Origin of the sequence: Gryllotalpicola kribbensis (assembly GCF_039538245.1) — a bacterium.
Lineage (GTDB): Bacteria > Actinomycetota > Actinomycetes > Actinomycetales > Microbacteriaceae > Gryllotalpicola > Gryllotalpicola kribbensis.
This window is the reverse complement of record NZ_BAABBX010000016.1, coordinates 103,366-126,482: the sequence shown is the minus strand read 5'-3', so window position 1 is coordinate 126,482 and position 23,117 is coordinate 103,366. Positions and strand designations below refer to the sequence as shown.

The window sequence follows — 23,117 nt, the reverse complement described above, 5'->3', positions numbered from 1 at the left end:
CAGTCTACGAAAGCAGGCGTCACCAGCGCCCGAGCGCGGCGTTCAGAACCGCGATCGCCGCAGGCCCCGCCGTCGACGTGCGCAGCACGGCGTCGCCGAGCCGCACGAGCTCGGCGCCCGCAGCCTCGAGCGCGCCCAGCTCGGCGGGGGCGATGCCGCCCTCAGGGCCGACGACGAGCAGCAGGTCGCGCCCGTCGGGTGCGACGGCGGTGATCGGATGCGGCGCGGTCGGCTCGAGCACGAGAACGCGGCGGCTCGCGGCGAGCTCGACGAGGTCGTTCGTCGAGGCGAGCGCCGAGACCTCGGGCAGCCAGGGCCGCATCGACTGCTTGCTCGCCTCGCGCACGATCGCGGCCCAGCGCTCGCGGCCCTTCTCGAGCTTGGGGCCGCTCCAGCGGGACACCGAGCGATCGGCCTGCCACGGGATCACGCCGTCGGCGCCGAGCTCGGTGGCGGCCTGGATCGCGAGCTCGTCACGGTCGCCCTTGGCGAGCGCCTGCGCGAGCAGGATGCGGGGGCTCGCGGCATCCGTCACGCGCACGTCGTCGACGCGCACGTCGACCGCGCCCGGCGACACCGACTCGGCCACGCCGCCCATGACCAGGCCGCGCCCGTTGCCGACCAGCATCCGCTCGCCGACGCGGGTGCGGGCGACCGTCGCGATGTGCTTCGCCTCGGCGCCCGTGACCGTGACGAGGCCGCCGACGGTCGCGCCGGCGAGCGCCTCGACGAGATAGAAGTTGGCCACCGCCGCGCCTAGAGGTTCAGAAAGCGGTCGCGGATCTTCGCGAACAGCCCCTGCTGGAACTGCGACAGCCTCGGCTTGTCGCCCTTGTACTGCTTCGCGAAGCGCTCGATCAGCTCACGCTCGCCGCGCCCCAGCTTGGTCGGCGTCACGACCTGGATGCCGATGCGCAGGTCGCCTCGGCCGTTGCCGCGCAGCCGCGTGATGCCGCGGTTCTTGACCGTGAGGATCTCGGCGCTCTGCGTTCCGGCGTGCAGCTCGACGTCGACGGGCCCGTCGAGGGCCTGGAACGTCGTGGATGTGCCGAGGATCGCGTCGGCCATCGACACCTCAAGGGTCGCCAGCAGGTCGTCGCCGTCACGGCTGAAGACGTCGTCGTGCTTGACCTTGATCTCGAGGTACAGGTCGCCGTTCGGCCCGCCGGCGGGGCCGACCTCGCCGTGGCCGGGCAGCTGCAGGCGCAGGCCGGTGTCGACGCCCGCGGGGATGTCGACGGGGATGGTCTTGCGGGCGCGCACGCGGCCCTGCCCCTGGCAGGTGACGCACGGGGTGGCGATCACGGTGCCGTAGCCGCGGCACGTGCCACACGGGCTCGAGGTCATGACGTTGCCGAGGAGCGAGCGCACCGAGCGCTGGATCGAGCCCGTGCCGTGGCAGATGTCGCACGTGACGGGGTGCGTGCCGGGCTCGCAGCACGAGCCCTGGCACCGCTCGCACAGCACGGCGGTGTCGACCTCGAGGTCGCGGTGAGCGCCGAAGATCACATCGGCGAGGTCGATCTCGACCCGCAGCAGCGCGTCCTGGCCGCGCTCGCGCCGCGACTTGGGTCCACGGCTGCTGCCACCGCCGCCGAAGAAGGTCGAGAAGATGTCCTCGAAGCCGCCGAAGCCCTGCGCGCCGCCGCCGAAGGGGCCCGCCTGCGGGCCGAGGTCGTACTGCTCGCGCTGCCGCGGGTCCGACAGCACGTCGTAGGCGTGCGTCACGAGCTTGAACCGCTCCGCGGCTTCCGGGCTGGGGTTCACGTCGGGGTGCAGCTCGCGCGCGAGGCGGCGGTACGCCTTCTTGATCTCGTCGGCGCTCGCGTCGCGCTCGACGCCCAGGACTTCATAGTGGTCTGCTGCCATGAACTGGCGGCTCCTTAGTGTTCGTGGATTCTCAGGCCTGATCGCCGAGCGCGCGGCTCAGATAGCGGGCGACAGCCCGCACGGCGGCCATGTTGGTGGAGTAGTCCATGCGCGTCGGCCCGAGCACGCCGAGCCGAGCGACCGGCCCGCTCGCCGCGCCGTAGCCCGTCGTCAGCACCGAGGTCTCGGCGAGGCCGAACGGCTCGTTCTCGCGGCCGATCGACACGCTCACGTCGCGGTTGCCGCCGACGCCGTGCTGTTCGGCGGCCATCTCGCCGAAGAGCTTGAGCAGCTCGACCTGCTCTTCGATCGCCTCCATGATCGGGAAGATGCTGCCGGTGAAGTCGTGCTCGGTGCGCACCAGGTTGGCGGTGCCGGCCATGATCAGCCGCTCCTGCCGCGTCGACCCAATGATCGCGCCCACCGACTCCACGAGCTCGCCCGCGAGGGGGCGCAGCGTCTCGGGGAAGCCGTCGACGATGGCCGGCAGCACCGCCGAGGCATCCGCCATCGGCATGCCGACGAGCGCGGCGTTGGTCGCGTCGCGCAGCGCACGCAGCGCCGCGTCGTCGTAGTCGACGCTCAGCTCGACGACGCGCTGCTCGACCACGCCCGTGTCGGCGATCAGCACCGTCAGCACGCGGCGGGGAGCCAGGGCGACGAACTCGAGGTGCTGGATGCGGGCGCGCGAGACCGAGGGGTACTGGATGAGCGCGACCTGGTGCGTCAGCTGGGCGAGCGCGCGCACGGTGCGCGTCAGAACGTCGTCGATGTCGACGGATTCGCCGAGGAAGATCTCGATGGCGTGCCGCTGCGCGGGCGACAGCGGGCGGATGTCTGCCAGCTGATCGACGAAGACGCGGTAGCCCTTGTCGGTCGGCACCCGACCGGACGAGGTGTGCGGGGCGGCGATCAGCTCCTCGTCCTCGAGAAGAGCCATGTCGTTGCGGATCGTGGCGGCCGAGACGCCGAAGCGGTGCTTGTCAACGATCGTCTTCGAGCCCACCGGCTCGCGGGTGGCCACGTAGTCCTGCACGATCGCCCGGAGCACTGCGAGTCCACGTTCCGAAACCATCGACGACGCTCCCTTCGCCCGACTAGCACTCAATACCTATGAGTGCCAATACTAACCCGGCTACGCTGACTCGAAACTAGCGTCATGGAGGTCGCACACCTTGTCGTACACACCGCCGCCGCTGCGCCAGAGCGAAGAGCGCACCTGGGCGATCCTCACGCACGTCATCGCAGGCGGCCTCAACCTCGTCACCGGCGGCCTCTTCGCCGGTCTCATCGGCGCGATCGTGGTCTACGTCGTCTTCAAGGACCGCGGCCCGCTCATCCGCCAGCACGCGACGACCACGCTCAACTTCCAGATCACGCTGATCATCGTCGAGATCATCGGCTGGATCCTCGCGTTCGTGCTGGTCGGATTCTTCATCCTCGCGGCCGCGTGGATCGTGAACATCGTCTTCAGCATCATGGGCGCCCTGGCGGCGAGCCGCGGCGAGCCGTACACCTACCCGCTGGCGATCCGCTTCTTCAAGTAAGCCGGCGCACGACCGCGTCGGCGAGCAGCCGGCCGCGCAGGGTGAGGCGGATGCTGCCGCCGATCGCCGCCGCCCCGTCGATCAGCCCTTCGGCGATCAGCCCGGCGACCTCCGGGCGGGCGGCGCGGTCGAGCTCGGCGACCGGCAGTCCTTCCGCGATGCGGACCTTCAGCAGGATGTCCTCGACGCGTCGGGTCTCGTCGTCGAGCGTCTCGCGGCCGGCCGCCGGCGACGCGCCCTGCAGCACGCGCGCGGCGTAGGCGGCGGGGTGCTTGACGTTCCACCAGCGCACGCCGCCGACGTGGCTGTGTGCGCCCGGGCCGACGCCCCACCAGTCGGCCCCGCGCCAGTAGCCGAGGTTGTGCCGCGAGCGGTGCCCCGGCCCCTTCGACCAGTTCGACACCTCGTACCACTCGTAGCCGGCTCGAGCCAGCGCGGCATCCGCGAGCTCATACATGTCTGCGGTGAGGTCGTCGTCAGGCTCGGCCACCCCGCCGCGCCGGATCTGCCTGGCGAGCTTGGTGCCCTCTTCCACGATGAGCGCGTAGGCGCTGAGGTGATCGGGCGCGCAGGCGAGCGCGGCGTCCAGTGAGCGTTGCCAGTCGTCGAGGCTCTCACCCGGAGTGCCGTAGATGAGGTCGAGGCTGACGTCGAGCCCGGCCTCGCGCGCCCACTCGACGACGAGCGGCACCCGCTCGGGGTCATGGGTGCGCTCGAGCGTCGCGAGAACGCTCGGCACCGCCGACTGCATGCCGAAGCTCACCCTCGTGAAGCCGGCGTCGGCGAGCTGCCGCAGCGCAGCGGCGTCGACGGAGTCGGGGTTCGCCTCGGTCGTCACCTCGGCCCCCGGGGTGAGCCCCCAGGTGTCGCGCACGGCCGCGAGCATGCGCGCGAGGTCACCGGGCGGCAGCAGCGTCGGCGTGCCGCCGCCGAAGAAGACGGTCGAGACGGCGCGGCCCGGCACGCCCGATGCCTCCAGCGCGCGGGCGGCGAACCGCACCTCGGCGATCGCCTGGTCCGGGTAATCCGCCTGCTTCACCCCACGCAGCTCGGTAGCGGTGTAGGTGTTGAAATCGCAGTAGCCGCAGCGCACGCGACAGAACGGCACATGCAGGTAGACGCCGAAATCGCGCGCCTCGGCACCGGCGGCTGCCTGCGCGGGCAGACGGCCGTCCTCAGGCGCGGGGTCGCCGAGGGGAAGAGCGGACGGCACGGTCAGTCGGCCGCGTTGATGGGGTGCAGCGCGCGCAGGTACTTCGCCGTGATGCCCTTGCGCACCTGAGCGTACACAGGCGCGAGCAGTCGCCAGCCGAACGAGGCGGGGCGCGAGAAGCTGCGCACCGTGAGCCACACCGAGTCGTCGTCGCGGTGCTCGAGGATGAAGGCCTCCTCGCCGCTCGCCGGATGCCCGTGCAGCGTGCCGTAGGCGAAGCCGACGCGGTTCGGGTCGTCGATGACGTAGACGACGCGCACGGGCGCGTCGACGGTGATCGGGCCGACCTTCGTGCGGAGAACCGCCGACATGCCATTCGCGATCAGCGGCTCGCCCTCGTCGTTGTAGACCGACTCTGTGCCGCCGACGTCGCGCATGCCGACGGGCGTGCCGTCGTCGCTGTAGCGGATGCCCGCGTACTGCTCCCCCGTGCCGAGGTCGACGTTCGTGACCTTCAGGCCGGCGCCGCGCTGAACGCCCCACGACATCAGGGCCGCCTTCGAGGTCTCCCAGCGCTCCGCGCCGCTGCCGATGCGCACGCTGCGCTCCATCGGCTTGTAGCCGTGGGGCGGGTACTGCAGCAGGTCGAGCGCCTGGGTGCCGCCGATCGCGCCGTAGGTGACCGGCGTCTCGGCTGCGCCGTCGCGACCGCGGCGCTGAGCGCTCACTTGTCCTTGTCCTTGCGCTCGGTGTCACCGGAGAGCGCGGCGATGAACGCCTCCTGCGGGACCTCGACCCGACCGACCATCTTCATGCGCTTCTTGCCCTCCTTCTGCTTCTCGAGCAGCTTGCGCTTGCGGGTGATGTCGCCGCCGTAGCACTTGGCGAGCACATCCTTGCGCATGGCGCGGATCGACTCGCGCGCGATGATCCGGGCGCCGATCGCCGCCTGCACGGGCACCTCGAACTGCTGGCGCGGAATGAGCTCCTTGAGCCGGCCCGTCATCAGCACGCCGTAGGCGTAGGCCTTGTCGCGGTGCACGATCGCGCTGAAGGCGTCGACCTGCTCACCCTGCAGCAGGATGTCGACCTTGACCAGGTCGGACTCCTGCTCGCCTGCGGGCTCGTAGTCGAGGCTCGCGTAGCCCTGCGTGCGGCTCTTCAGCTGGTCGAAGAAGTCGAAGACGATCTCGCCGAGCGGGATCGTGTATTTGATCTCGACGCGGTCCTCGCTCAGGTAGTCCATGCCGATGAGCGTTCCTCGTCGAGACTGGCACAGCTCCATGATCGTGCCGACATAGTCTTTGGGGGCGAGGATCGCGGCGCGCACCATCGGCTCGCGCACCGAGTCGATCTTCCCCGTGGGGAACTCCGAGGGGTTCGTGACGGTGACGGTCTTCTTGTCCTCCGTCGTGACCTCGTAGACCACGCTCGGCGCGGTCGTGATGATGTCGAGCCCGAACTCGCGCTCGAGGCGCTCGGTGACGATCTCGAGGTGCAGCAGCCCGAGGAAGCCGCAGCGGAAGCCGAAGCCCAGGGCGACCGAGGTCTCGGGCTCGTAGTTCAGCGCGGCATCCGACAGCTTCAGCTTGTCGAGCGCCTCGCGCAGCTCGGGGTAGTCGCTCGCATCGATCGGGTACAGGCCCGAGAACACCATCGGCTTCGGGTCGGTGTAGCCCGCGAGAGGCTCGGTCGCCGGCTTGACCGAGTCGGTCACCGTGTCGCCGACCTTGGACTGGCGCACGTCCTTCACGCCCGTGATCAGGTAGCCGACCTCGCCGACCCCGAGACCCTTGGTGGGCGCCGGCTCCGGCGAGCTCACACCGATCTCGAGCAGCTCGTGCGTCGCGCGCGTGGACATCATCTGGATCCGCTGGCGCGGCGTCAGCTTCCCGTCGACCATGCGGACGTAGGTGACGACGCCGCGATAGGCGTCGTACACCGAGTCGAAGATCATGGCGCGCGCGGGGGCGGATGCATCGCCCTTCGGGGCCGGGATGCGCTCGACCACCCTGTCCAGCAGCTCATCAACGCCCGCGCCCGTCTTGCCCGAGACGCGCAGCACGTCGTCGGGGCTGCCGCCGATGAGGTTCGCGAGCTCGGCCGCGTACTTGTCGGGATCGGCAGCCGGCAGGTCGATCTTGTTGAGCACCGGGATGATCTCGAGGTCGTTCTCGAGCGCGAGATAGAGGTTCGCGAGCGTCTGCGCCTCGATGCCCTGTGCAGCGTCGACCAGCAGGATCGCGCCCTCGCATGCGGCGAGGCTGCGGCTCACCTCATAGGTGAAGTCGACGTGCCCCGGCGTGTCGATCATGTTGAGCGCGTAGGTCTCGCCGTCGCGCTCCCACGGCATGCGCACGGCCTGGCTCTTGATCGTGATGCCGCGCTCGCGCTCGATGTCCATGCGGTCGAGGTACTGGGCGCGCATGGCGCGCTCCTCCACGATGCCGGTCAGCTGCAGCATCCGATCGGCGAGCGTCGACTTGCCGTGGTCGATGTGCGCGATGATGCAGAAATTGCGGATGCGGGCCGGGTCCGTTGCTGCGGGCTCTAGGGCCGCCTGGGCTCGTGGTGACATGTCACCGACGATTCTCGCAGACTCGCCTTCGAATCTCAGATCTGCACGGGCAGGCGGCTGAGGCCCTCGAGAAGCGCCTCGGTGGGGCTCGCCGCGCACACGCGGATCCAGCCCTCTCCGGAGGGCCCGAAGGCGCTGCCCGGCGCGACGGCCACGCGCTTCTCGAGGACCAAGCGCTCTGCCCAGCTCTGGACGTCGCCCTCGCCGACGTCGTGCGAGACATCCACCCAGAGATAGAACGCGCCCTCTGGCTCGTAGTGGCGGATGCCGCGCTCGCGCAGCAGCGCCGTCGCCTGCGCGACGTTGTCGCGGTAGTGCCGCGCCGCGGCGGCGACCGCGTCCTGCGGGCCGGTGAGGGCCGCGATGCTCGCGTATTGGGCGGGCGCGTTGATGCAGCTGATCGAGCCCTCCTGCACGCGGCGCAGCTCGTCGCCGAGACCGGGCGGCGTGACCAGGTAGCCGGCGCGGATGCCCGTCATGGCGTACGTCTTCGAGAGCGAGAACACCGACAGCACGCGATCGTCGTCGTCGAGGCTCGCGATGCTGATGTGCGGCCTGCCGTGGGCGAAGTACTCGTAGACCTCATCGCTGATCACCCACAGGTCGTGGCGCTTGGCGAAGGCGAGCAACTCGCGCAGCGTCCCCTCGGGGAAGACCACGCCGAGGGGGTTGGAGGGCGAGTTGATGAGCAGGGCGCGCGTGCGGCGCGTGACGAGCTTCTCGAGGTCGGATGTCTGAGGCAGGAACCCGTGCTCCGGCCGGAGCGGGTAGCGCACGGGCATTGCGCTGTGCATGCGCGCCGCCATCGGGAACGTCGTGTAGCCGGGGTCCGGCACCAGGATCTCGTCGCCGGGGTCGAGCACCAGACCCTGGGCCTGATACAGCGCCTGCGTCGCGCCGACCGTGCTCCACACCTGCTCGACATCGACCTCGATGCCGTTGACGGCCCTGAGCTTCTCGACGACGGCCGCGCGGAACTCCGGAATGCCGCCGTTCGGCGTGTAGTCCGTGAAGCCGTCGGCCCACGCGCGCTCCGCTGCGGCCGCGATGTGCGGGGCCGGCTCGGCATCGGGCTCGCCGATGGCGAGCATGATCACGTCGGGGAGGCCGTGAGCCGCGTCGAAGACACGGCGGATGCCCGACGCGGGAACGTCGGCGATGTGGTGGGCGAGCTCTGGCATGCCTCCGAGGCTATCGGGGGCCTCTGGTAGCATGAGTGGTCGACTTCCGCACGTGTCCCACACGCGTGCGAATCGCCGCCGGTGCCCCTCTACCACCTGGTGGCCTTTCATCAGTCCGTTCGAACGAAAGAACACGCAAGTGGCAAACATCAAGTCGCAGCTCAAGCGCATCAAGACCAACCGCAAGGCCGAGGAGCGCAACAAGGCCGTCAAGAGCGAGCTCAAGACCCTCGTGCGCAACACCCGCACCGCCGTCGCCGCGGGCGACGCCGAGAAGGCCGCCGCTGCTCTCAAGGCCGCGTCGAAGAAGCTCGACAAGGCCGTCAGCAAGGGCGTCATCCACAAGAACCAGGCCGCGAACCGCAAGTCGGGCCTGGCCAAGCTGGTCAACTCGCTCTAGGCGACTGCTTCACGAAGGGGCCCCGCTTCGGCGGGGCCCCTTCGTATGCCCGGGCTCAGTCGCGCCCCTTCGCGCTCACGATGCGCACCAGCCGCTCGAGCGCGAACACCGGGTCGCGGCCGCCGCCCTTGACCTCGGCGTCGGCCGCCGCGAGCGCCTGGATCGCCGCGACCAGTCCCTGCTCGTCCCACCCCTGCAGCTCTTCGCGGGCGCGCTTGACCTGCCAGGGCGACAGACCGAATTTGCTGGCGAGCTGCCCGTCGGCGCCACGGGAGCCCTTGAGCTTGGCCATCGTGCGCACCTTGCTGGCGAATGCGGCGACCATGGGCACGGGGTCCGCCCCGCTCGCGAGCGCGTGCCGCAGGGTGACGAGCGCCTCGCCGTAGCGCCCCGCGATGGCCGCGTCCGCGACGGCGAAGGAGTTCACCTCGACACGGCCGCCGTAGTAGCTGTCGACGACCTTCTCGTCGATCTCTGCGGAGCTGTCGCTGATGAGCTGCTGGCACGCCGAGGCGAGCTCGGCGAGATCGTCGGCGAAGGCCGAGACGACCGCGCGCAGAGCCGGCGGCGTGATGCGCTTGCCCGCTCGGCGGAACTCATCGCGGGCGAAGTCGAACTTGTCGGAGTCGCGCTTGAGCTCGGCGCAGACCACCTCGATTCCGCCACCGCGGCCCGCCCTGATCTCGTCGAGCAGCTTCTTGCCGCGCACGCCCCCGCCGTGCCGCAGCACGAGCACCGTGCTGTCGTCAGGAGCGGCGAGATACTCGAGCGTCTCGACGATGAACGCGTCGGAGGACTTCTCGACGTTGCTCGCGCGGATGAGCCGGGGTTCGCCGAAGAGCGACGGACTCGCCAGCGTCACGAGCTCGCCCGGCGCGTAGTCGCCCGCATCGAGGTCGCTGACCTCGAGACTCGGGTCGGCGGCCTTGAGCTGGTCGCGCAACGCACGTATGGCGCGATCGGCGAGCACCGTCTCGGTGCCTGACACCAGCACGACGGGGGCGGGTCGCACCTCGCCCCAGCTCAGTTGCGGGATCGCGGTCTTCGCGGCCACTCGTCCTCCTTGTTCGTCCAGCCTACCGGCGCGCGGGCACCCACAGCGCGCCGCCCGACGGGTGCTTCTGCGACCACAGCGCCAGTCGGCCGGCGCGCGCGGTCACGAGCAGGGTTCCCTCGAGGTCGGTGCGGGCGACCTGGGTGCCGGCCGCTCGCAGCAGGTCGAGCGCCGTCGCCGTCGGGTGTCCGTACGAGTTCCCGCTGCCGCAGGAGATCAGCCCGAGCCGCGCATGCAGGACCCCGTAGAGCCGGGCGCTCTGGTCCGCGCTGCCGTGATGCGCGACCTTCACCACGTCGACCGGGCCCAGGCCGCCGTCGCCGAGCAGGGCGTTCTGTGCCTTCTCGTCGAGATCGGCCAGGAACAGCATCCGCGCCCCTTGGCCGTCGACCGAGAGCGTCACCCCGCCCTCATTGCTCGTGGACATGCCGGGGTGCGCTCCGTCGGGCCAGAGCACCTGCCATCGCAGCGCACCGAGTGACCCCTGATCGCCGCGCACGCCGAAACGGATCGCGACGCCGTGCTCGCGCAGCTCGCGGACTCGCCGGGCAGCCGCCGGGTCGTCGGGCGGAGGGGTGCCGATCACGGCCGTGCCGGTCATGTCGGCGACGGCGTCGAGGCCGCCGACATGGTCGGCGTCATAGTGCGTCAGCACGAGCAGCGCGAGGTGGCGGATGCCCAGCAGGTCGAGGCACCTGGCCAGCGGCTCGGGTTCAGGGCCGGTGTCGATGAGGGCGAAGCTTGCGCCCGACTTCAGGACGACGGCGTCGCCTTGCCCGATATCGCAGAGCCCGACGACCCAGTCACGCGGCATGGCGGCGCGCGCGGCGACCGCCGGGCCGGCCTGCAGCGCGAGCGCCACGACGATGAGCAGCGCGGATGCCCCGCCCACACCCCGGCGAACACGCCGGCCCCACGCGCTGCGCGCCCGGGCGACGACGGCGAGCGTGCCGAGCGTGAGGACGGCCGCGAGTCCGAAGCCGACCGCGCCGGGCGGCCACGGCAGGGCGCTCGCCGGCAGCTGCGTCGAGGTGCGGGCCACGCCCGCGATCCACGCCGCGGGACCCCACGCGGCCGAGAGCAGCGGTGCCGCGAGCGCCGGCGACAGCGGAACGAGAAGGCAGCCCAGCAGACCGACGACAGTTGCGACGGGCGCGGCGGGCTCGGCCAGCATGTTCGCGACCACGCCGTACAGCGGCACCGCCGGGTTCAGCAGCACCAGCACGGGCTGACAGGCGAGCTGCGCGGCAAGCGGCACCGACAGGCCGATCGCGAGCCAACGCGGCAGCCACCGCTCGAGGCGCGCGGCGATGGGCGGTGCGAGCACGAGAAGCGCGGCCGTGGCGACGACCGAGAGCGCGAACCCGTAGTCGCGGGCGAGCCACGGGTTCGCGACGAGCAGCACGAGCACGGCGAGAGCGAGCGCCGGAAGAGCACGACCCGGCCGCCCGAGTGCTGCGCCGAGCACGACGATCGCCGCCATGACCGCAGCCCGCAGCACGCTTGCCCCCGGCGTCACGAGCACGACGAACCCGGCGAGCCCGATGAGGGCGATCGTCACCCGCGCAGCACGCGAGAGGCCGATGGCGCCGCCGATGCCCAGCAGACCGGCGATGATCACGGCGCAGTTGGACCCGGAGACCGCGGTCAGATGGCTGAGCGACGACGCCTTCATGTCGGCGTCGAGATCGGCGCCGACCCGCGTGTCGTCGCCGATGACGAGGCCGGGCAGCAGTTCACCGCCGTCGCCCGGCAGCCGGGCCGTCGCGGCGCTGAAGGCGGAGCGCAGCCCGTCGGCCCACGCGAGCCACCCCGGCGGCGCGGCAACGGCGCGCCACTCGTCGGCGTACAGCACCACGGCCACATCGTCTTCGGGCGCCTCGGCCTTCGCCGTGCCGACGATCCGGAGCCTCGCGCCGATGACCGGCGAGGCGCCTGCGCGGTCCGCGTAGACGAGGGCCGGCACGCGCCCGGCGATGCGCGCGCGGCCGGCCTCCAGGGTGGTCGCAGTGACGCGGAAGGAGACCCGCTCCCCTTTCCCGAAGGGACTGCCTGGCGCCGAGCGGGTGCCGGAGTCGACCGTGGCGAGCATGACGACGGCGTGCCCGTCGGCAGCGGAGTCGAGGGCGGCCGGATGCCGCACCGGAGCCGCGACCGCCACCGCAGCGGCCGCCAGCCCGGCAGCGCCGGCCACGAGCGCGGCCGCGCCGAGCATTCCGGCGAAGCGTGACCTGGCGAGGAATCCGCCTGCCGCGATCGCACCCGCTGCGATGCCGCAGCCGACGGCCACCCGCCAGCCCGCGCCGGGCGCGGCCACCAGTACCCCCGCCGTGGCCCACGCGGCCACCGCCGGCAGCACGAGCCGCAGATCGTGGCCGCCCAGCCTCATCGCACGACCACCAGGTCCTTCAGCTCGGCGAAGGTCTTGTCGCCGATGCCCGACACGTTGTTCAGATCGTCGACGGAGGAGAACCCGCCGTTCTGCGTGCGCCAGTCGATGATGCGCTGCGCCATCGCCGGCCCGACCCGCGGCAGGGTCTCGAGCTGCTCGAGGGTCGCCGTGTTGAGGTCGACCTCGGCGCCGGGCGCAGGTGTGCCCGACGCGGGCGCTCCCGCCCCGGCTGCTGAAGCGGGCGGCGCCTCGCCGGGACGAGGCACCAGCACCTGCTGACCGTCGACGAGAACCTGGGCCAGATTGAGCGCGGACTGGTCGGCACCGGCCGTGAACCCGCCCGCCGCGCCGATCGCGTCGATGGCCCGGGCCCCGACGCTCAGCTCGTACACGCCTGGCCGCTTGACCTGGCCCAGCACGTGGATCACGACGGATGCTGCAGCGGTGGGCGCCGGCGACCCCGGGGTCACCGCCGCCCCAGAGGTCGGCGTGAGCTCGGCGACCGGCTCTGCCGCGCCGCCGTCGGACATGAGGCCCGCCACGACCGCCACGGCGACGCCGAGCACGAGCAGCACGACGGCCGCGCCGAGGCCGACGCGCCAGCGCGCGCCGCCCTGCGCGGACGGGGCCAGCGCCCCCTCGGGCTCCGCTTGCGAATCGCTCACCCGGCGAGGCTAGAAGCCGCGGCCTACGCGACGTCGGGCGCGGCATCCGGACTGGGGATGCCGCGCCCGACAACGCTGCTGTGCTGGGGAAGACCCGTCGCGCGCTAGGGCTTCGTCGCGATGTTGACGAGCTTGGGAGCGCGCACGATCACGTTCACGATCTGCTGCTCGCCGATCGCGCGCGCGACCGCCGCCGACGACCGGGCGAGCTGCTCGAGCTCGTCCGCGCCGATCTTCGCCGGAACCTCGAACCTGTCGCGCACCTTGCCGTTGACCTGGACGATGGCGGTGATGGTGTCCTCGACCAGCAGAGTGCGGTCGGCCTTGCGCCACTGCACGTTCGCGACCGTCGGCTCATAGCCGAGCAGCTGCCACATGTCCTCTGCGGTGTACGGCGCGAACAGGTTCAGCGACATGGCGATGACCTCGGCTGCCTCGCGCACCGCGGGGTCTGCGGAGCCCGGGCCCGAGTCGATCGCCTTGCGGGTCGCGTTCACGAGCTCGATCAGGCGCGCGACGACCACGTTGAACTTGAAGGACTCGACCAGGCCCGGGGCGTCGGCGAGGAAGCGGTGCGTCTGCTTCCGCAGCGCCAGGTCGCCGTCCTTCCAGATCGCATCGGGCGACGAGGTGACGTCGCGAGCGACGCGCCAGGCACGCGCGAGGAACTTCGAGGAGCCGGTGGCAGAGACATCCGCCCAGTCGATGTCGTCCTCGGGGGGCCCGGCGAACGCCATGGTGACCCGCAGGGCGTCGGCGCCGTACTCGGCGAGCTGCGACGCGAACTCGACCAGGTTGCCCTTGCTCTTGCTCATCGCCGAGCCGTCCATGAGCACCTGGCCCTGGTTCAGCAGCGACATGAACGGCTCGGTGAAGTCGACCAGGCCCTCGTCGAAGAGCACCTTCGTGATGAACCGCGAGTACAGCAGGTGCAGGATCGCGTGCTCGACGCCGCCGACGTACTGGTCGACCGGCGCCCACTTGCCGGCCTCGGCCGGGTCGAACGCGCGGGTGTCGTCGTTCGCCGACAGGAAGCGCAGGAAGTACCACGACGAGTCGACGAAGGTGTCCATGGTGTCGCTGTCGCGCTTGGCGGGGCCGCCGCACGTCGGGCAGTCGACGTTCACCCAGTCATCTGCGGCGCCGAGGGGGCTCGACCCCTTCGGGCGCAGGTCGAGCCCTGCGGCATCCGGAAGACGCACCGGCAGCTGGTCCTCGGGAACCGGCACCTCACCACAGCTCGGGCAGTGGATGATCGGGATCGGCGTGCCCCAGTAACGCTGGCGCGAGATCAGCCAGTCGCGCAGGCGGTAGTTGCGCGCCGCGCCGCCGATGCCGGACTGCTCGAGCGCCTCGGTCACCTTCGCGATCGCGGTGTTCTTGCTCAGGCCGGTGAACGGCCCCGAGTTGATCAGGCGGCCGACGCCGGTCAGCGCCTCACCGGTGACGGCGGGGTCGGGCAGCACCGGCGGCAGGTCGTCGGGCACCTCGTCGCCCGTGATCACCGGAATCGCCCCGGTGACGGGCGCGGTGACGTCGACGACGACCCGGACGGGCAGGCCGAAGGCGCGCGCGAAGTCGAGGTCGCGCTGGTCGTGCGCGGGCACGGCCATGATCGCGCCGTGGCCGTATTCGGCGAGCACGTAGTCGGCGGACCAGATCGGGATGCGCTCGCCGGTCAACGGGTTCTTCGCGTAGCGGCCGAGGAATACGCCGGTCTTCTCACGCTCGGTCGACAGTCGCTCGATCTCGGTCGTGCCGCGCACCTTCTCGAGGTAGGCGTTAAACTCGGCCTGAACCTCGGGGGATGCCCCTGCCGCCAGCTCCTGAGCGAGATCGGAGTCGGGCGCGACGACCATGAAGGTCACGCCGTAGAGCGTGTCGGGCCGCGTGGTGTAGACCGGGACCGGCTCGTCGCGGCCCTCGATCGTGAAGCGCACGTCGGCGCCCACCGAGCGGCCGATCCAGTTGCGCTGCATCGTCAGCACCCGCGCGGGCCAGGTGCCCTCGAGCTGGTTCAGGTCGTCGAGCAGGCGGTCTGCGTAGTCGGTGACGCGGAAGTACCACTGCGTCAGCTTCTTCTTCGTGACGAGGAAGCCGCAGCGCTCGCAATGGCCGTCGATGACCTGCTCGTTGGCGAGCACGGTCTGGTCGTTGGGGCACCAGTTGACGCTGCCGTCCTTGCGGTAGGCGAGGCCCTTCTCGTACAGCTTGAGGAACAGCCACTGGTTCCACTTGTAGTACTCGGGGTCGCTCGTGTGCAGCTCGCGCGACCAGTCGAAGCTGGGCGCGTAGATCTTGAAGGACGCCTTCTGCTGGGCGATGTTGTCGTAGGTCCAGCCGCGCGGGTCGATGCCGCGCTTGATCGCGGCGTTCTCGGCGGGAAGCCCGAAGCTGTCCCAGCCGATGGGGTGCAGCACGTTGAAGCCCTGCTGGCGCCAGTAGCGCGCCACGATGTCGCCGAAGCCGAACGCCTCGGCGTGGCCCATGTGCAAGTCGCCCGACGGGTACGGGAACATGTCGAGCACGTACTTCCGCGGCCGCTTGTCGGCGGGGTCGTCGGTCGCGAACGGCTGGAGCTCCTCCCAGACGGGAGCCCACTTGTCTTGGATGGCAGCGAAGTCGTAGCGCGCCTCGCGCGCCTCGTCGCTGTCCCGCATCGCCGTCTGCTCGTCTGCCACGTGCTTCCTGTCTTCCGTGCTGCGTACTCGGCGCCGCGCGCCGACATTCAAGATTACCGGAGCATGACGAACGCCCCCTGCGCGAGCAGAGGGCGTTCGTTCCGAATGCGGTCTAGAAGCCGTTCGCCTTGACCCAGTCCTTGGCGATCTGCTCGGACGACTCCTTGTCGTCGTAGCTCTTCTTCAGCATGTCGCTGAGCTCGCTCGTCGTGAGCTTCGCCGAGACCTTGTTGAGGGTGCTCGTGACCTTGTCGGTGGCCGACTTCGTCGCGATCAGCGGCACAACGTTCTGCGCGGCGATGAGGTGCTGCGGGTCCGCGAGCGTGACGAGGTCGTTCGTCGCGATCGACGGGTCGGTCGAGTAGATGTCGGCCAGCTGGACGGTGCCGTCGAGAAGCGCCTTCAGGGTGTTCGGGCCGCCGCTGTCGTTGATCGGCGTCAGCGTCGCGCTCACCCCGTAGGCCGACTTGAGCCCGGGGATGCCGTAGGGGCGGGTCGCGAACTCGGGGTTCGCCCCCACCTTGAGCGGCGTCTTCACGTTCTTCAGATCGGCGAGGCTCGTGACGTGGTTGTCGTCGCTGAACTTCTTCGTGACGTTGTAGGAGTCAGCGTCTTCGCCGGGCGCCTGGTCGAGCACCTCGGCCTCGCCCGCGTCGAGCTTGCCCCCGCCGTCCTTCACGGCCGTCTTGAGAGCGGTGTAGACGTCGTCGCTGGAGGTCGCGGTGGCGTTCCCGTCGAGGAACTGCAGCAGGTTGCCCGTGTATTCGGGGACGAGCTGGATCTCGCCGCTCTTGAGGGCCGCGATATAGCGGTCGCGCTGACCGATGTTCGGCTTGACGTCGGCCTTGACGCCCGCGTTCGTGAGCGCGTCGGCGTAGATGTAGGCGAGGATCGCGTTCTCGGGGAAGGCCGCCGAGCCGACGGTGATGGTGCCGGACGAGCCTTTGGAGCCCGAGTCGTCGGAGAGCGGGTTGCCGTTGTTGCCGGAGCAGCCGGTGAGCACGAGCGCGGCGAGACTCAGTGCGCCTGCCGCGGCGATCAGGCCTCTTCTGGTGCGAGCCATGACGGGTCCTTTCGGGTGGGTGATTGCGTCTTGGTGCGGATGTCGGCGGTGCGCCCTGCGAGCACCCCTCGCGGGGTGACCAGTCGCTGCACGAGGGCGAAGAGCCCGTCGACCAGCAGCGCCAGCACGATCACAAGAATCGAACCAGCCAGGAGCTGCGCGTAATCCTGATTCGGTAATGCGTCGTAAAGAAAGCGGCCGAGGCCCCCGAGCGGAAGGAACGCGGCGACCGTCCAGGTGGCGATCACCTGAAGGCAGGCTGACCGGATTCCGCCGACGATGAGCGGCAGCGCCAGCGGCACCTCCACGCGCCACAGCACGCCGGGCCCCGTGAAGCCGACCGAGCGCGCGGCGTCGACCACCTGCCGGTCGACGGACTCGAGCCCCGAGTACGCGCCGGCGATGATCGGCGGCAGGGCGAGGATCACCAGCGCGATGAGCGGGGGCAGGATCCCGATGCCGAGCCCCAGGGCGAGCAGGATCACGAGGCCGAGGGTCGGCAGTGCGCGCAGCGCGCCGGTGAACGGCACGACGACCTCGCGCCCACGGCCGGTGTGGCCGATGTACAGCCCGACCGGCAGGGCGATCACGATCGCGATCACCAGGGTCAGCCCCGTGTACCCGAGATGCTCGAGCAGCCGCTGCGGAATGCCGTTCGGCCCGGCCCAGTGCGCACCGTCGGCCAGCCAGGCGAAGGCCTGCGAGTACGAGTTCACGCGCCCACCACCTCGGCCGCGGCGAGCCGTGCGGCTCGGCTGACGCGCTGCCGCCTCGTCCACGGCATGAGCCAGCGGCCGAGCAGCACGAGCAGCAGATCGAACACGAGAGCGATGACGACCGTGCCGATGATGCCAACCCAGACCTCGGTGAGGAAGGCGCGCTGGTAGCCGTCGATGAAGAAGAAACCGAGGCTGTTCACGCCGATGACCGAGCCGATCGTGACGAGCGAGACGGTGCTCACCGAGACGACCCTGAGGCCCGCGAGCAGCACGGGCCCGGCGAGCGGCAGCTCGACGCCGAAGAAGCGGCGGGCCGTGCTGTAGCCCATGGCCGACGCGGACAGCTTCACGTCGTCTGACACCGCGGCGAGGCCGTCGGCCGTCGTGCGCACCATCAGCGCGATCGCGTACAGCGTGAGCGCGATCTCGACATTGAGCGGGTCGAGGATGCGCGTTCCGATGAGCGACGGCAGGAGCGCGAACAGCGGCAGCGACGGAATGGCGTAGAGGATGCCGGCGACGGTGAGCAGCACCGGACGAACGAGCCGAAGCGCCCCGTTCGAGATCGCGAAGCGGTTGGCGACCCACCCGAGCGGAAGCGAGATCGCGAAGCCGACCACGATGGGCGGGATCGACAGCCAGATGTGGGCCAGCCCGTAGTCCGAGATCTGGCTCCAGTTGGTGACGACCCAGTTCACCGCAGGATGCTCCTCGGGCGACCGGCTTCGATGAACTCGGCCACGAAATCGTCGGCAGGGGCTTCGAGGAGCTCTCGAGGCGTGCCTGCCTGTGCGATGACCCCGCCGGGCCGGAACAGCACGACCTGGTCGCCGAGCAGGAACGCCTCGTCGATGTCGTGCGTGACGAACACGACGGTCTTGTCGAGCTCGTGCTGCAGTCGTTTCAGCTCGGTCTGGAGCTCGACCCGCACCAGCGGGTCGACGGCGCCGAACGGCTCGTCCATCAGCAGGATGTTCGGGTCGACGGCGAGGCCGCGCGCCACCCCCACGCGCTGCTGCTGGCCACCGGAGAGCTGCGCGGGGTAGCGGTCGGCGAGTGATGCGTCGAGGCCGACCACCGTCATCAGCTCGCGAGCGCGGGCCCGGGCATCTCGCTTCTTCTCACCGCGCAGCAGCGGAACGGTCGCGATGTTGTCGACCACGGTGCGATGCGGAAGCAGCCCGGAGTTCTGCATGACGTAGCCGATGGATCGCCGCAGCGCCACCGGCTCACGGGTCGCGATGTCGTCGCCGTCGATCAGGATCGTGCCGCTGGTCGGGTCGACCATGCGGTTGATCATGCGCAGCACGGTCGTCTTGCCGCTTCCGGACGAGCCGACGAACACCGTCACCTGTCGTGGCGGGATGATGAGGTCGAGCTCGTCGACCGCGAGGGTGCCGTCAGCGAAGCGCTTGGTGACGGCGCGGAATTCGATCACGACTCAATCCGACCATGCACCACCGACACTGGCAACGATTCGCGCAATACGGGGACACGGCGCGTCGGCTCGGGTCAGCTGTAGTAGCGCCCCAGATAGGCGGCGATCACGGCGCGTGCTTCGGCGATGTAGCGCTCGTCGCCGTCGTCGGAGGAGACGAAGGCGCGGCCCACGAGGGCGTCGCCGATGTCGAAGGCGATGGAGAGGCGGAACTCGAGCTCCTCCCCGGCGGGCAGGCCGAACTCGGTCGACAGCACCTGCCCGAGCGCGTGAGCGAACGGCACGGCCTCGGCCGCATCGTCGCCTGCGCTCTCATTGCCGCGCTCGTCATCGGCGAAGCGGATGATGCGGAAGCCGGGCTCTGAGCGGTACATGCTCACCGAGGCATCGACGGCGCAGTCGACCGCCTCAGCCCATGACGACGGCTGGACATCTTCGATGCGCTGCACCAGTGCCACCCGGAAACGCGCGATCGCACGCTCGCGCAGGCCCTGCAGCAGTGCGATGCGGTCGGGGAAGTAGCGATAGACGGTGCCGATCGACGCATCCGCCCGCTCGGCGACCATGGCGGTGGTGAGGCGGTCGAAGCCGATCTCGTCCACGACGGCGGCGGCGGCGTCGAGCAGAGCGTCCACTCGCGCGGCACTGCGCTCTTGGATCGGCTCGGTGCGGACAAGGGCTGCGAGCGAGCGCTCCGGATCCTTGGCGAGATCGTGAATTGGCACGGAAGTGAGGTTCCCTTCGGTTGCTCCTGGCCTTGAGTGTAGACCGTCAGCTTTTAACGGGGCCGTTCTGACGGATTCCTGAGTCGGCGCGTCGCGAGGGCATGCCAGACTCTTCTGCGATGTCAACGCCCGGCACACACCCTCATCGTGCAGCCCAGTTCGATGACGCGGTCAACCGCTACCGCGCCAGGCGGGCGAGGGCGAAGGGATTCCTGCCGACCGTGGTCCCCTACGCCGGCTACGGCGCGCCCAGCTGGGCTCGCGTGCTCGGGCGGGTCGTGCTCGCGAAGGATCCTCGGCCGGGCACCCGCTACCGCAAACGCGAAGAGAGTGTGCGCGGGTGGCGCAGCTTCGCCAGCGTGCCGATCAACGACGTTCCCGTGATCGCCGAGATCGACGGCGTCGAGCACGTGCTGCGGCCCGATCGCGGCGGCGTCATCGACCAGGTCATCCCCGTCGAGCTCGCCCCCGGCCGCCACGACATCACCCTGCGCCCGCAGGGCATGGAGACCGCGAGCACCGCGACCCTGCTCATCGTGGGACCCGAGACGCAGTTCGGCGTCGTCAGCGACATCGACGACACCGTGATGGTCACCTGGCTGCCACGCCCGATGCTCGCGGCCTGGAACACCTTCGTGCTCAACGAGCACGCCCGGGTTCCGACGCCGGGCATGGCGGTGCTCTACGAGCGCATCCGCTCCGAGCATCGCGGCGCGCCGTTCGTCTACCTCTCGACCGGCCCCTGGAACGTCGCGCCGACCCTGCGGCGCTTCCTCACCCGCAACCTGTTCCCCTCGGGCCCGCTGCTGCTCACCGACTGGGGGCCGACGCACGACCGGTTCTTCCGCAGCGGGCGCGTGCACAAGGAGCAGAACCTCGAGCGCCTCGCCAGCGAGTTCCCCCAGGTCAAGTGGCTGCTGTTCGGCGACGACGGCCAGCACGACGAGGCGATCTACACGAACTTCATCGAGCAGCATCCAGGCTCGGTGGCAGCGGTCGCGATCCGCCAGCTCTACGCCACCGAGGCGATGCTCGCGGGCGGTCGCTCGAAGGCCGAGGGCCGCGCCGAGGCCGGCGACGTCCCGTGGGTCTACGGCCCCGACGGCATGAGCCTGTACCGCCAGCTGCGCGATCTCGGCTTCGTCGGCGGCCATCACGACGAGGGCCGGAGGGTCTGACGACCGTGCTCTCGCTGCGCGCCTCCGCCCGCGTCCCGCTGCTGCAGGCCGCCAAGACCGCGCTTGCGACGATCGCGGCGTGGGTGATCGCCGGATTCCTCCTGCCCGGCCAGCTGCCCGCGTTCGCCGGCATCGCCGCCCTGCTCGTGGTGCAGCCGAGCCTCAACCAGTCGCTCTCGCGGGCGATCGAGCGCAGCCTCGGCGTCATCGCGGGGGTGCTCGTCGCCTATGTCGTCGGCGTGGTCTTCGGCGGCGGCTACTGGGTGGTGCTGCTGTCCATCGTCGCCGCGATCGCCGTGACGTGGGTGCTCCGGCTGACTCCGACCACGTCGGTGCAGGTCCCGATCAGCGCCATGCTCGTGCTGTCGGTCGGCTCGTCGACGCCGGGGTACGCCGTCGACCGCATCATCGAGACGGTGATCGGCGCCGCGATCGGCCTCGTCGTCAACGTGTTCGTGGTGCCGCCCGTGGCTATCGCCCCCGCCCGCGCCTCGGTCGACGGGCTGCTCGACGAGATCGCCGACCGCATCGACGCCATCGCGCACGCACTGACGGTACGGCAGACCCCGGCCGAGCTCGACGAGCTGCTGCTGCTCGCTCGCCTGCTGAGGCCCATGGCCGATCAGACGGATGCCGCGCTCAAGGCCGCCGACGAGTCGCTGTCGATCAATCCGCAGCGCAACCGCCACCAACCGGGGCTCGCCGAGGCGGAAGCCCTGCGCGATCGGCTGCGGAACCTCGTCAACCGCACGACCGCGATGACCCGCACGCTGCACGACAGATACTCCGACGAGCTTCTCGATGAGCCGACCATCGCGGCGCTCGCGGAAGAGACGCGGCGAGCCGCTCACGACCTCAGGCTGCTGAGGCTCACGCCGGCGGACGCCCCGGCCGAGGCATCCGCCCCGCCGAGCGAGCCGCCCGCGCTCACCGCGCCGCTCAGCGTGAGCCGGCCCGACCCGACGCACTGGATCCTCATCGGGTCGCTGCTCGAGGACCTGCGGCGCATCCGCGAGGAGATCACCGGCGAGGAGCTGGCGTAGCGGAGCGCTGCAGGAACTCGTCGCGGATTCCGATGCCCGAGACCGCGGCTCCGGCGACGAGCAGCACCGCCAGCACGACGATGGTGCGCTGCAGGCCCGCGAGGTCGAGCCGCTCCCCCACGATCAGCCCGGCGCAGGCCACGGCCACCAGGCCGGCGACGCGGGCGACCGCGTTGTTGATGGCCGAGGCGATGCCGGCCTGGGCTTGCGGAATGGCACCGAGCACGGCAGAGGTGAGCGGTGCGACGGTGGTCGCGATGCCGAGGCCGACGATGATCGTGCCGGGCAGCAGTTGGGTCCAGTAGTCGAAGGGGGTCCTGATCGTCAGCATCGACAGGAATCCGACCGCGACGAGCACGGGCCCGGCTGTCATGAACCACCGCGCGCCGAGCTTTCCCGCAAGCGCACCGAAGCGACCGGCGAACAGCAGCGCCATGAGGGTGCTCGGCACAAGCGCCAGGCCGGCGAGCGATGCGGCCAGGCCCGCGACCTGCTGCAGGTACAGGCCGACCATCAGCGGTCCGAGCGAGAACGCGGCGTAGATGGCGAAGGTCGCGACGTTGCCGACGGCGAAGTCGTGCGCGCGGAAGATCGACAGGGGAAGCATGGGCCGGCGGGTGCGGCGCTCCACGATCACGAAGGCGATGCCGGCCGCGACCCCGACTGCCGCGGAGACGAGGACGACGCCGTCGACCCAGCCGCGCTGCCCCTGCTCGATCAGCGCGAACACGACCCCGCCGAGCGCCAGCGCCCCGAGCACCGCGCCGGGCACGTCGATGCGGGCGTTCGGCCGTGCCTCGGCCTTCGGCAGGCGCCTGAGCAGCAGCAGCGTGACGGCGATGGGCAGCACGTTTACGCCGAACACCCAGCGCCACGAGAGCGTGTCGACGAACACCCCGCCGAGGAACGGCCCGATGAGCATCGCGACACCGGTCCAGGCGGTCCAGCGGCCGATAGCCTTCGACTGGGCCTCGCCCTCGAACGCCGAGATGATGATCGCGAGCGAGCTCGGCACGAGCAGGGCGCCCGCGACCCCCTGCACCGCGCGCGCAGCGACAAGGATTCCGGCAGAGGGGGCGAGCGCGCAGAGCACCGAGGCCGCACCGAAGCCGATGAGGCCCCCGAACAGAACACGGGTGCGGCTGAACAGGTCGCTGAGCGAGCCCGCGACGAGAATGAGCGCCCCGAGCGTGACGAGGTACGCGTCGACGACCCACTGCTGCAGGGCGAGGCCGCCGCCGAGCTCACGGGCGATCGCGGGCAGCGCGACATTCACCACGCTGCCGTCGAGGAACGCGACGAACGACGCGAGGATCGCCACCAGCAGGACCAATCGCTGCATCACCGCCCAAGTCAATCACCGCGCTGCGGCACTCGGGCGCCCTGTCCCCCATGCGAGGGTCGACAGGATTTCCGCGTCTCTCGCGTGTT

At 70.5% G+C, this 23,117-nt stretch carries 21 protein-coding genes; 4 read left to right on the top strand and 17 right to left on the bottom strand.

All coding sequences use genetic code 11. From position 1 onward, the window contains the following. Positions 1 to 19: 19 nt before the first annotated feature. The 3 genes from ABD716_RS12875 to hrcA are packed head-to-tail and all read right to left on the bottom strand — an operon-like array spanning position 20 to position 2,944. Positions 20 to 748: a 16S rRNA (uracil(1498)-N(3))-methyltransferase gene (locus tag ABD716_RS12875; protein ID WP_344777506.1), complete on the bottom strand. Its 729-nt coding sequence runs from the start codon at positions 746 to 748 to the stop codon at positions 20 to 22. An 8-nt stretch (positions 749 to 756) separates the two neighbouring features. Continuing rightward, positions 757 to 1,869, bottom strand: coding sequence for a molecular chaperone DnaJ (dnaJ, locus tag ABD716_RS12870; RefSeq protein WP_344777504.1), 1,113 nt, complete (start codon positions 1,867 to 1,869; stop codon positions 757 to 759). A 31-nt stretch (positions 1,870 to 1,900) separates the two neighbouring features. Continuing rightward, positions 1,901 to 2,944: a heat-inducible transcriptional repressor HrcA gene (gene hrcA, locus ABD716_RS12865; RefSeq protein WP_344777502.1), complete on the bottom strand. Its 1,044-nt coding sequence runs from the start codon at positions 2,942 to 2,944 to the stop codon at positions 1,901 to 1,903. A gap of 100 nt (positions 2,945 to 3,044) precedes the next feature. On the opposite strand from hrcA, the gene ABD716_RS12860 reads away from it, so the two are divergent. Next, positions 3,045 to 3,416: a DUF4870 domain-containing protein gene (locus ABD716_RS12860; RefSeq protein WP_344777500.1), complete on the top strand. Its 372-nt coding sequence runs from the start codon at positions 3,045 to 3,047 to the stop codon at positions 3,414 to 3,416. Here ABD716_RS12860 and hemW read toward each other — a convergent pair. Genes hemW through ABD716_RS12840 form a run of 4 tightly spaced genes read right to left on the bottom strand, consistent with a single transcriptional unit; the run spans position 3,409 to position 8,328 of the window. Further along, on the bottom strand, positions 3,409 to 4,629 hold the full coding sequence (gene hemW / locus ABD716_RS12855) for a radical SAM family heme chaperone HemW (protein ID WP_344777498.1): 1,221 nt from the start codon (positions 4,627 to 4,629) through the stop codon (positions 3,409 to 3,411). The genes ABD716_RS12860 and hemW overlap by 8 nt on opposite strands. Positions 4,630 to 4,631: 2 nt before the next feature. Beyond that, entirely contained in the window at positions 4,632 to 5,297 is a 666-nt protein-coding gene (locus ABD716_RS12850; protein ID WP_344777496.1) for a DUF1990 domain-containing protein, read from the bottom strand. Next, positions 5,294 to 7,147, bottom strand: a complete 1,854-nt coding sequence (gene lepA, locus ABD716_RS12845) for a translation elongation factor 4 (protein ID WP_344777494.1) — start codon at positions 7,145 to 7,147, stop codon at positions 5,294 to 5,296. Before lepA ends, ABD716_RS12850 begins: the two co-directional genes overlap by 4 nt. A 35-nt stretch (positions 7,148 to 7,182) precedes the next feature. Beyond that, the gene (locus ABD716_RS12840; protein ID WP_344777492.1) at positions 7,183 to 8,328 is read right to left on the bottom strand and encodes a pyridoxal phosphate-dependent aminotransferase; all 1,146 of its coding nucleotides are present in this window, start codon (positions 8,326 to 8,328) and stop codon (positions 7,183 to 7,185) included. A gap of 139 nt (positions 8,329 to 8,467) precedes the next feature. Between ABD716_RS12840 and rpsT the strand changes: the two genes are divergently transcribed. Continuing rightward, positions 8,468 to 8,728 (top strand): 30S ribosomal protein S20, encoded by a 261-nt coding sequence (gene rpsT, locus ABD716_RS12835; protein WP_344777490.1) that lies wholly within the window; start codon positions 8,468 to 8,470, stop codon positions 8,726 to 8,728. Between the two features lie 55 nt (positions 8,729 to 8,783). Here the strand turns inward: rpsT and holA are convergent, their stop codons facing one another. From holA to ABD716_RS12790, 9 genes are all read right to left on the bottom strand, one after another. Further along, a complete protein-coding gene (gene holA, locus ABD716_RS12830) occupies positions 8,784 to 9,782 on the bottom strand; it encodes a DNA polymerase III subunit delta (RefSeq protein ID WP_344777488.1) in 999 nt (332 codons plus the stop codon). 22 nt (positions 9,783 to 9,804) lie between these two features. Next, a complete protein-coding gene (locus ABD716_RS12825; protein ID WP_344777486.1) occupies positions 9,805 to 12,171 on the bottom strand; it encodes a ComEC/Rec2 family competence protein in 2,367 nt (788 codons plus the stop codon). Beyond that, positions 12,168 to 12,839 carry a ComEA family DNA-binding protein gene (locus tag ABD716_RS12820; RefSeq protein ID WP_344777484.1) on the bottom strand — a complete coding sequence of 224 codons (672 nt, stop codon included), beginning with the start codon at positions 12,837 to 12,839 and terminating at the stop codon, positions 12,168 to 12,170. The genes ABD716_RS12825 and ABD716_RS12820 overlap by 4 nt, the downstream gene beginning before the upstream one ends. Before the next feature lie 104 nt (positions 12,840 to 12,943). Next, positions 12,944 to 15,499 carry a leucine--tRNA ligase gene (leuS, locus tag ABD716_RS12815; protein ID WP_344778398.1) on the bottom strand — a complete coding sequence of 852 codons (2,556 nt, stop codon included), beginning with the start codon at positions 15,497 to 15,499 and terminating at the stop codon, positions 12,944 to 12,946. Between the two features lie 133 nt (positions 15,500 to 15,632). Then, on the bottom strand, positions 15,633 to 16,583 hold the full coding sequence (locus ABD716_RS12810) for an ABC transporter substrate-binding protein (RefSeq protein ID WP_344777482.1): 951 nt from the start codon (positions 16,581 to 16,583) through the stop codon (positions 15,633 to 15,635). Then, positions 16,559 to 17,299, bottom strand: coding sequence for an ABC transporter permease (locus tag ABD716_RS12805; RefSeq protein WP_344777480.1), 741 nt, complete (start codon positions 17,297 to 17,299; stop codon positions 16,559 to 16,561). The genes ABD716_RS12810 and ABD716_RS12805 overlap by 25 nt, the downstream gene beginning before the upstream one ends. Next, a complete protein-coding gene (locus ABD716_RS12800; RefSeq protein WP_344777478.1) occupies positions 17,296 to 18,000 on the bottom strand; it encodes an ABC transporter permease in 705 nt (234 codons plus the stop codon). The genes ABD716_RS12805 and ABD716_RS12800 overlap by 4 nt, the downstream gene beginning before the upstream one ends. After that, positions 17,997 to 18,740, bottom strand: coding sequence for an ABC transporter ATP-binding protein (locus tag ABD716_RS12795; protein WP_344777476.1), 744 nt, complete (start codon positions 18,738 to 18,740; stop codon positions 17,997 to 17,999). The genes ABD716_RS12800 and ABD716_RS12795 overlap by 4 nt, the downstream gene beginning before the upstream one ends. A 74-nt stretch (positions 18,741 to 18,814) precedes the next feature. Beyond that, the gene (locus ABD716_RS12790; RefSeq protein ID WP_344777474.1) at positions 18,815 to 19,465 is read right to left on the bottom strand and encodes a TetR/AcrR family transcriptional regulator; all 651 of its coding nucleotides are present in this window, start codon (positions 19,463 to 19,465) and stop codon (positions 18,815 to 18,817) included. A 119-nt stretch (positions 19,466 to 19,584) separates the two neighbouring features. On the opposite strand from ABD716_RS12790, the gene ABD716_RS12785 reads away from it, so the two are divergent. Next, positions 19,585 to 20,643 (top strand): App1 family protein phosphatidate phosphatase, encoded by a 1,059-nt coding sequence (locus ABD716_RS12785; RefSeq protein WP_344777472.1) that lies wholly within the window; start codon positions 19,585 to 19,587, stop codon positions 20,641 to 20,643. Positions 20,644 to 20,648: 5 nt separating this feature from the next. Continuing rightward, positions 20,649 to 21,686, top strand: coding sequence for an FUSC family protein (locus tag ABD716_RS12780; RefSeq protein WP_344777470.1), 1,038 nt, complete (start codon positions 20,649 to 20,651; stop codon positions 21,684 to 21,686). Here the strand turns inward: ABD716_RS12780 and ABD716_RS12775 are convergent. Then, positions 21,664 to 23,028: an MFS transporter gene (locus tag ABD716_RS12775; protein ID WP_344778396.1), complete on the bottom strand. Its 1,365-nt coding sequence runs from the start codon at positions 23,026 to 23,028 to the stop codon at positions 21,664 to 21,666. The two genes, ABD716_RS12780 and ABD716_RS12775, sit on opposite strands and share 23 nt — an antisense overlap. Between the last annotated feature and the right edge of the window lie 89 nt (positions 23,029 to 23,117).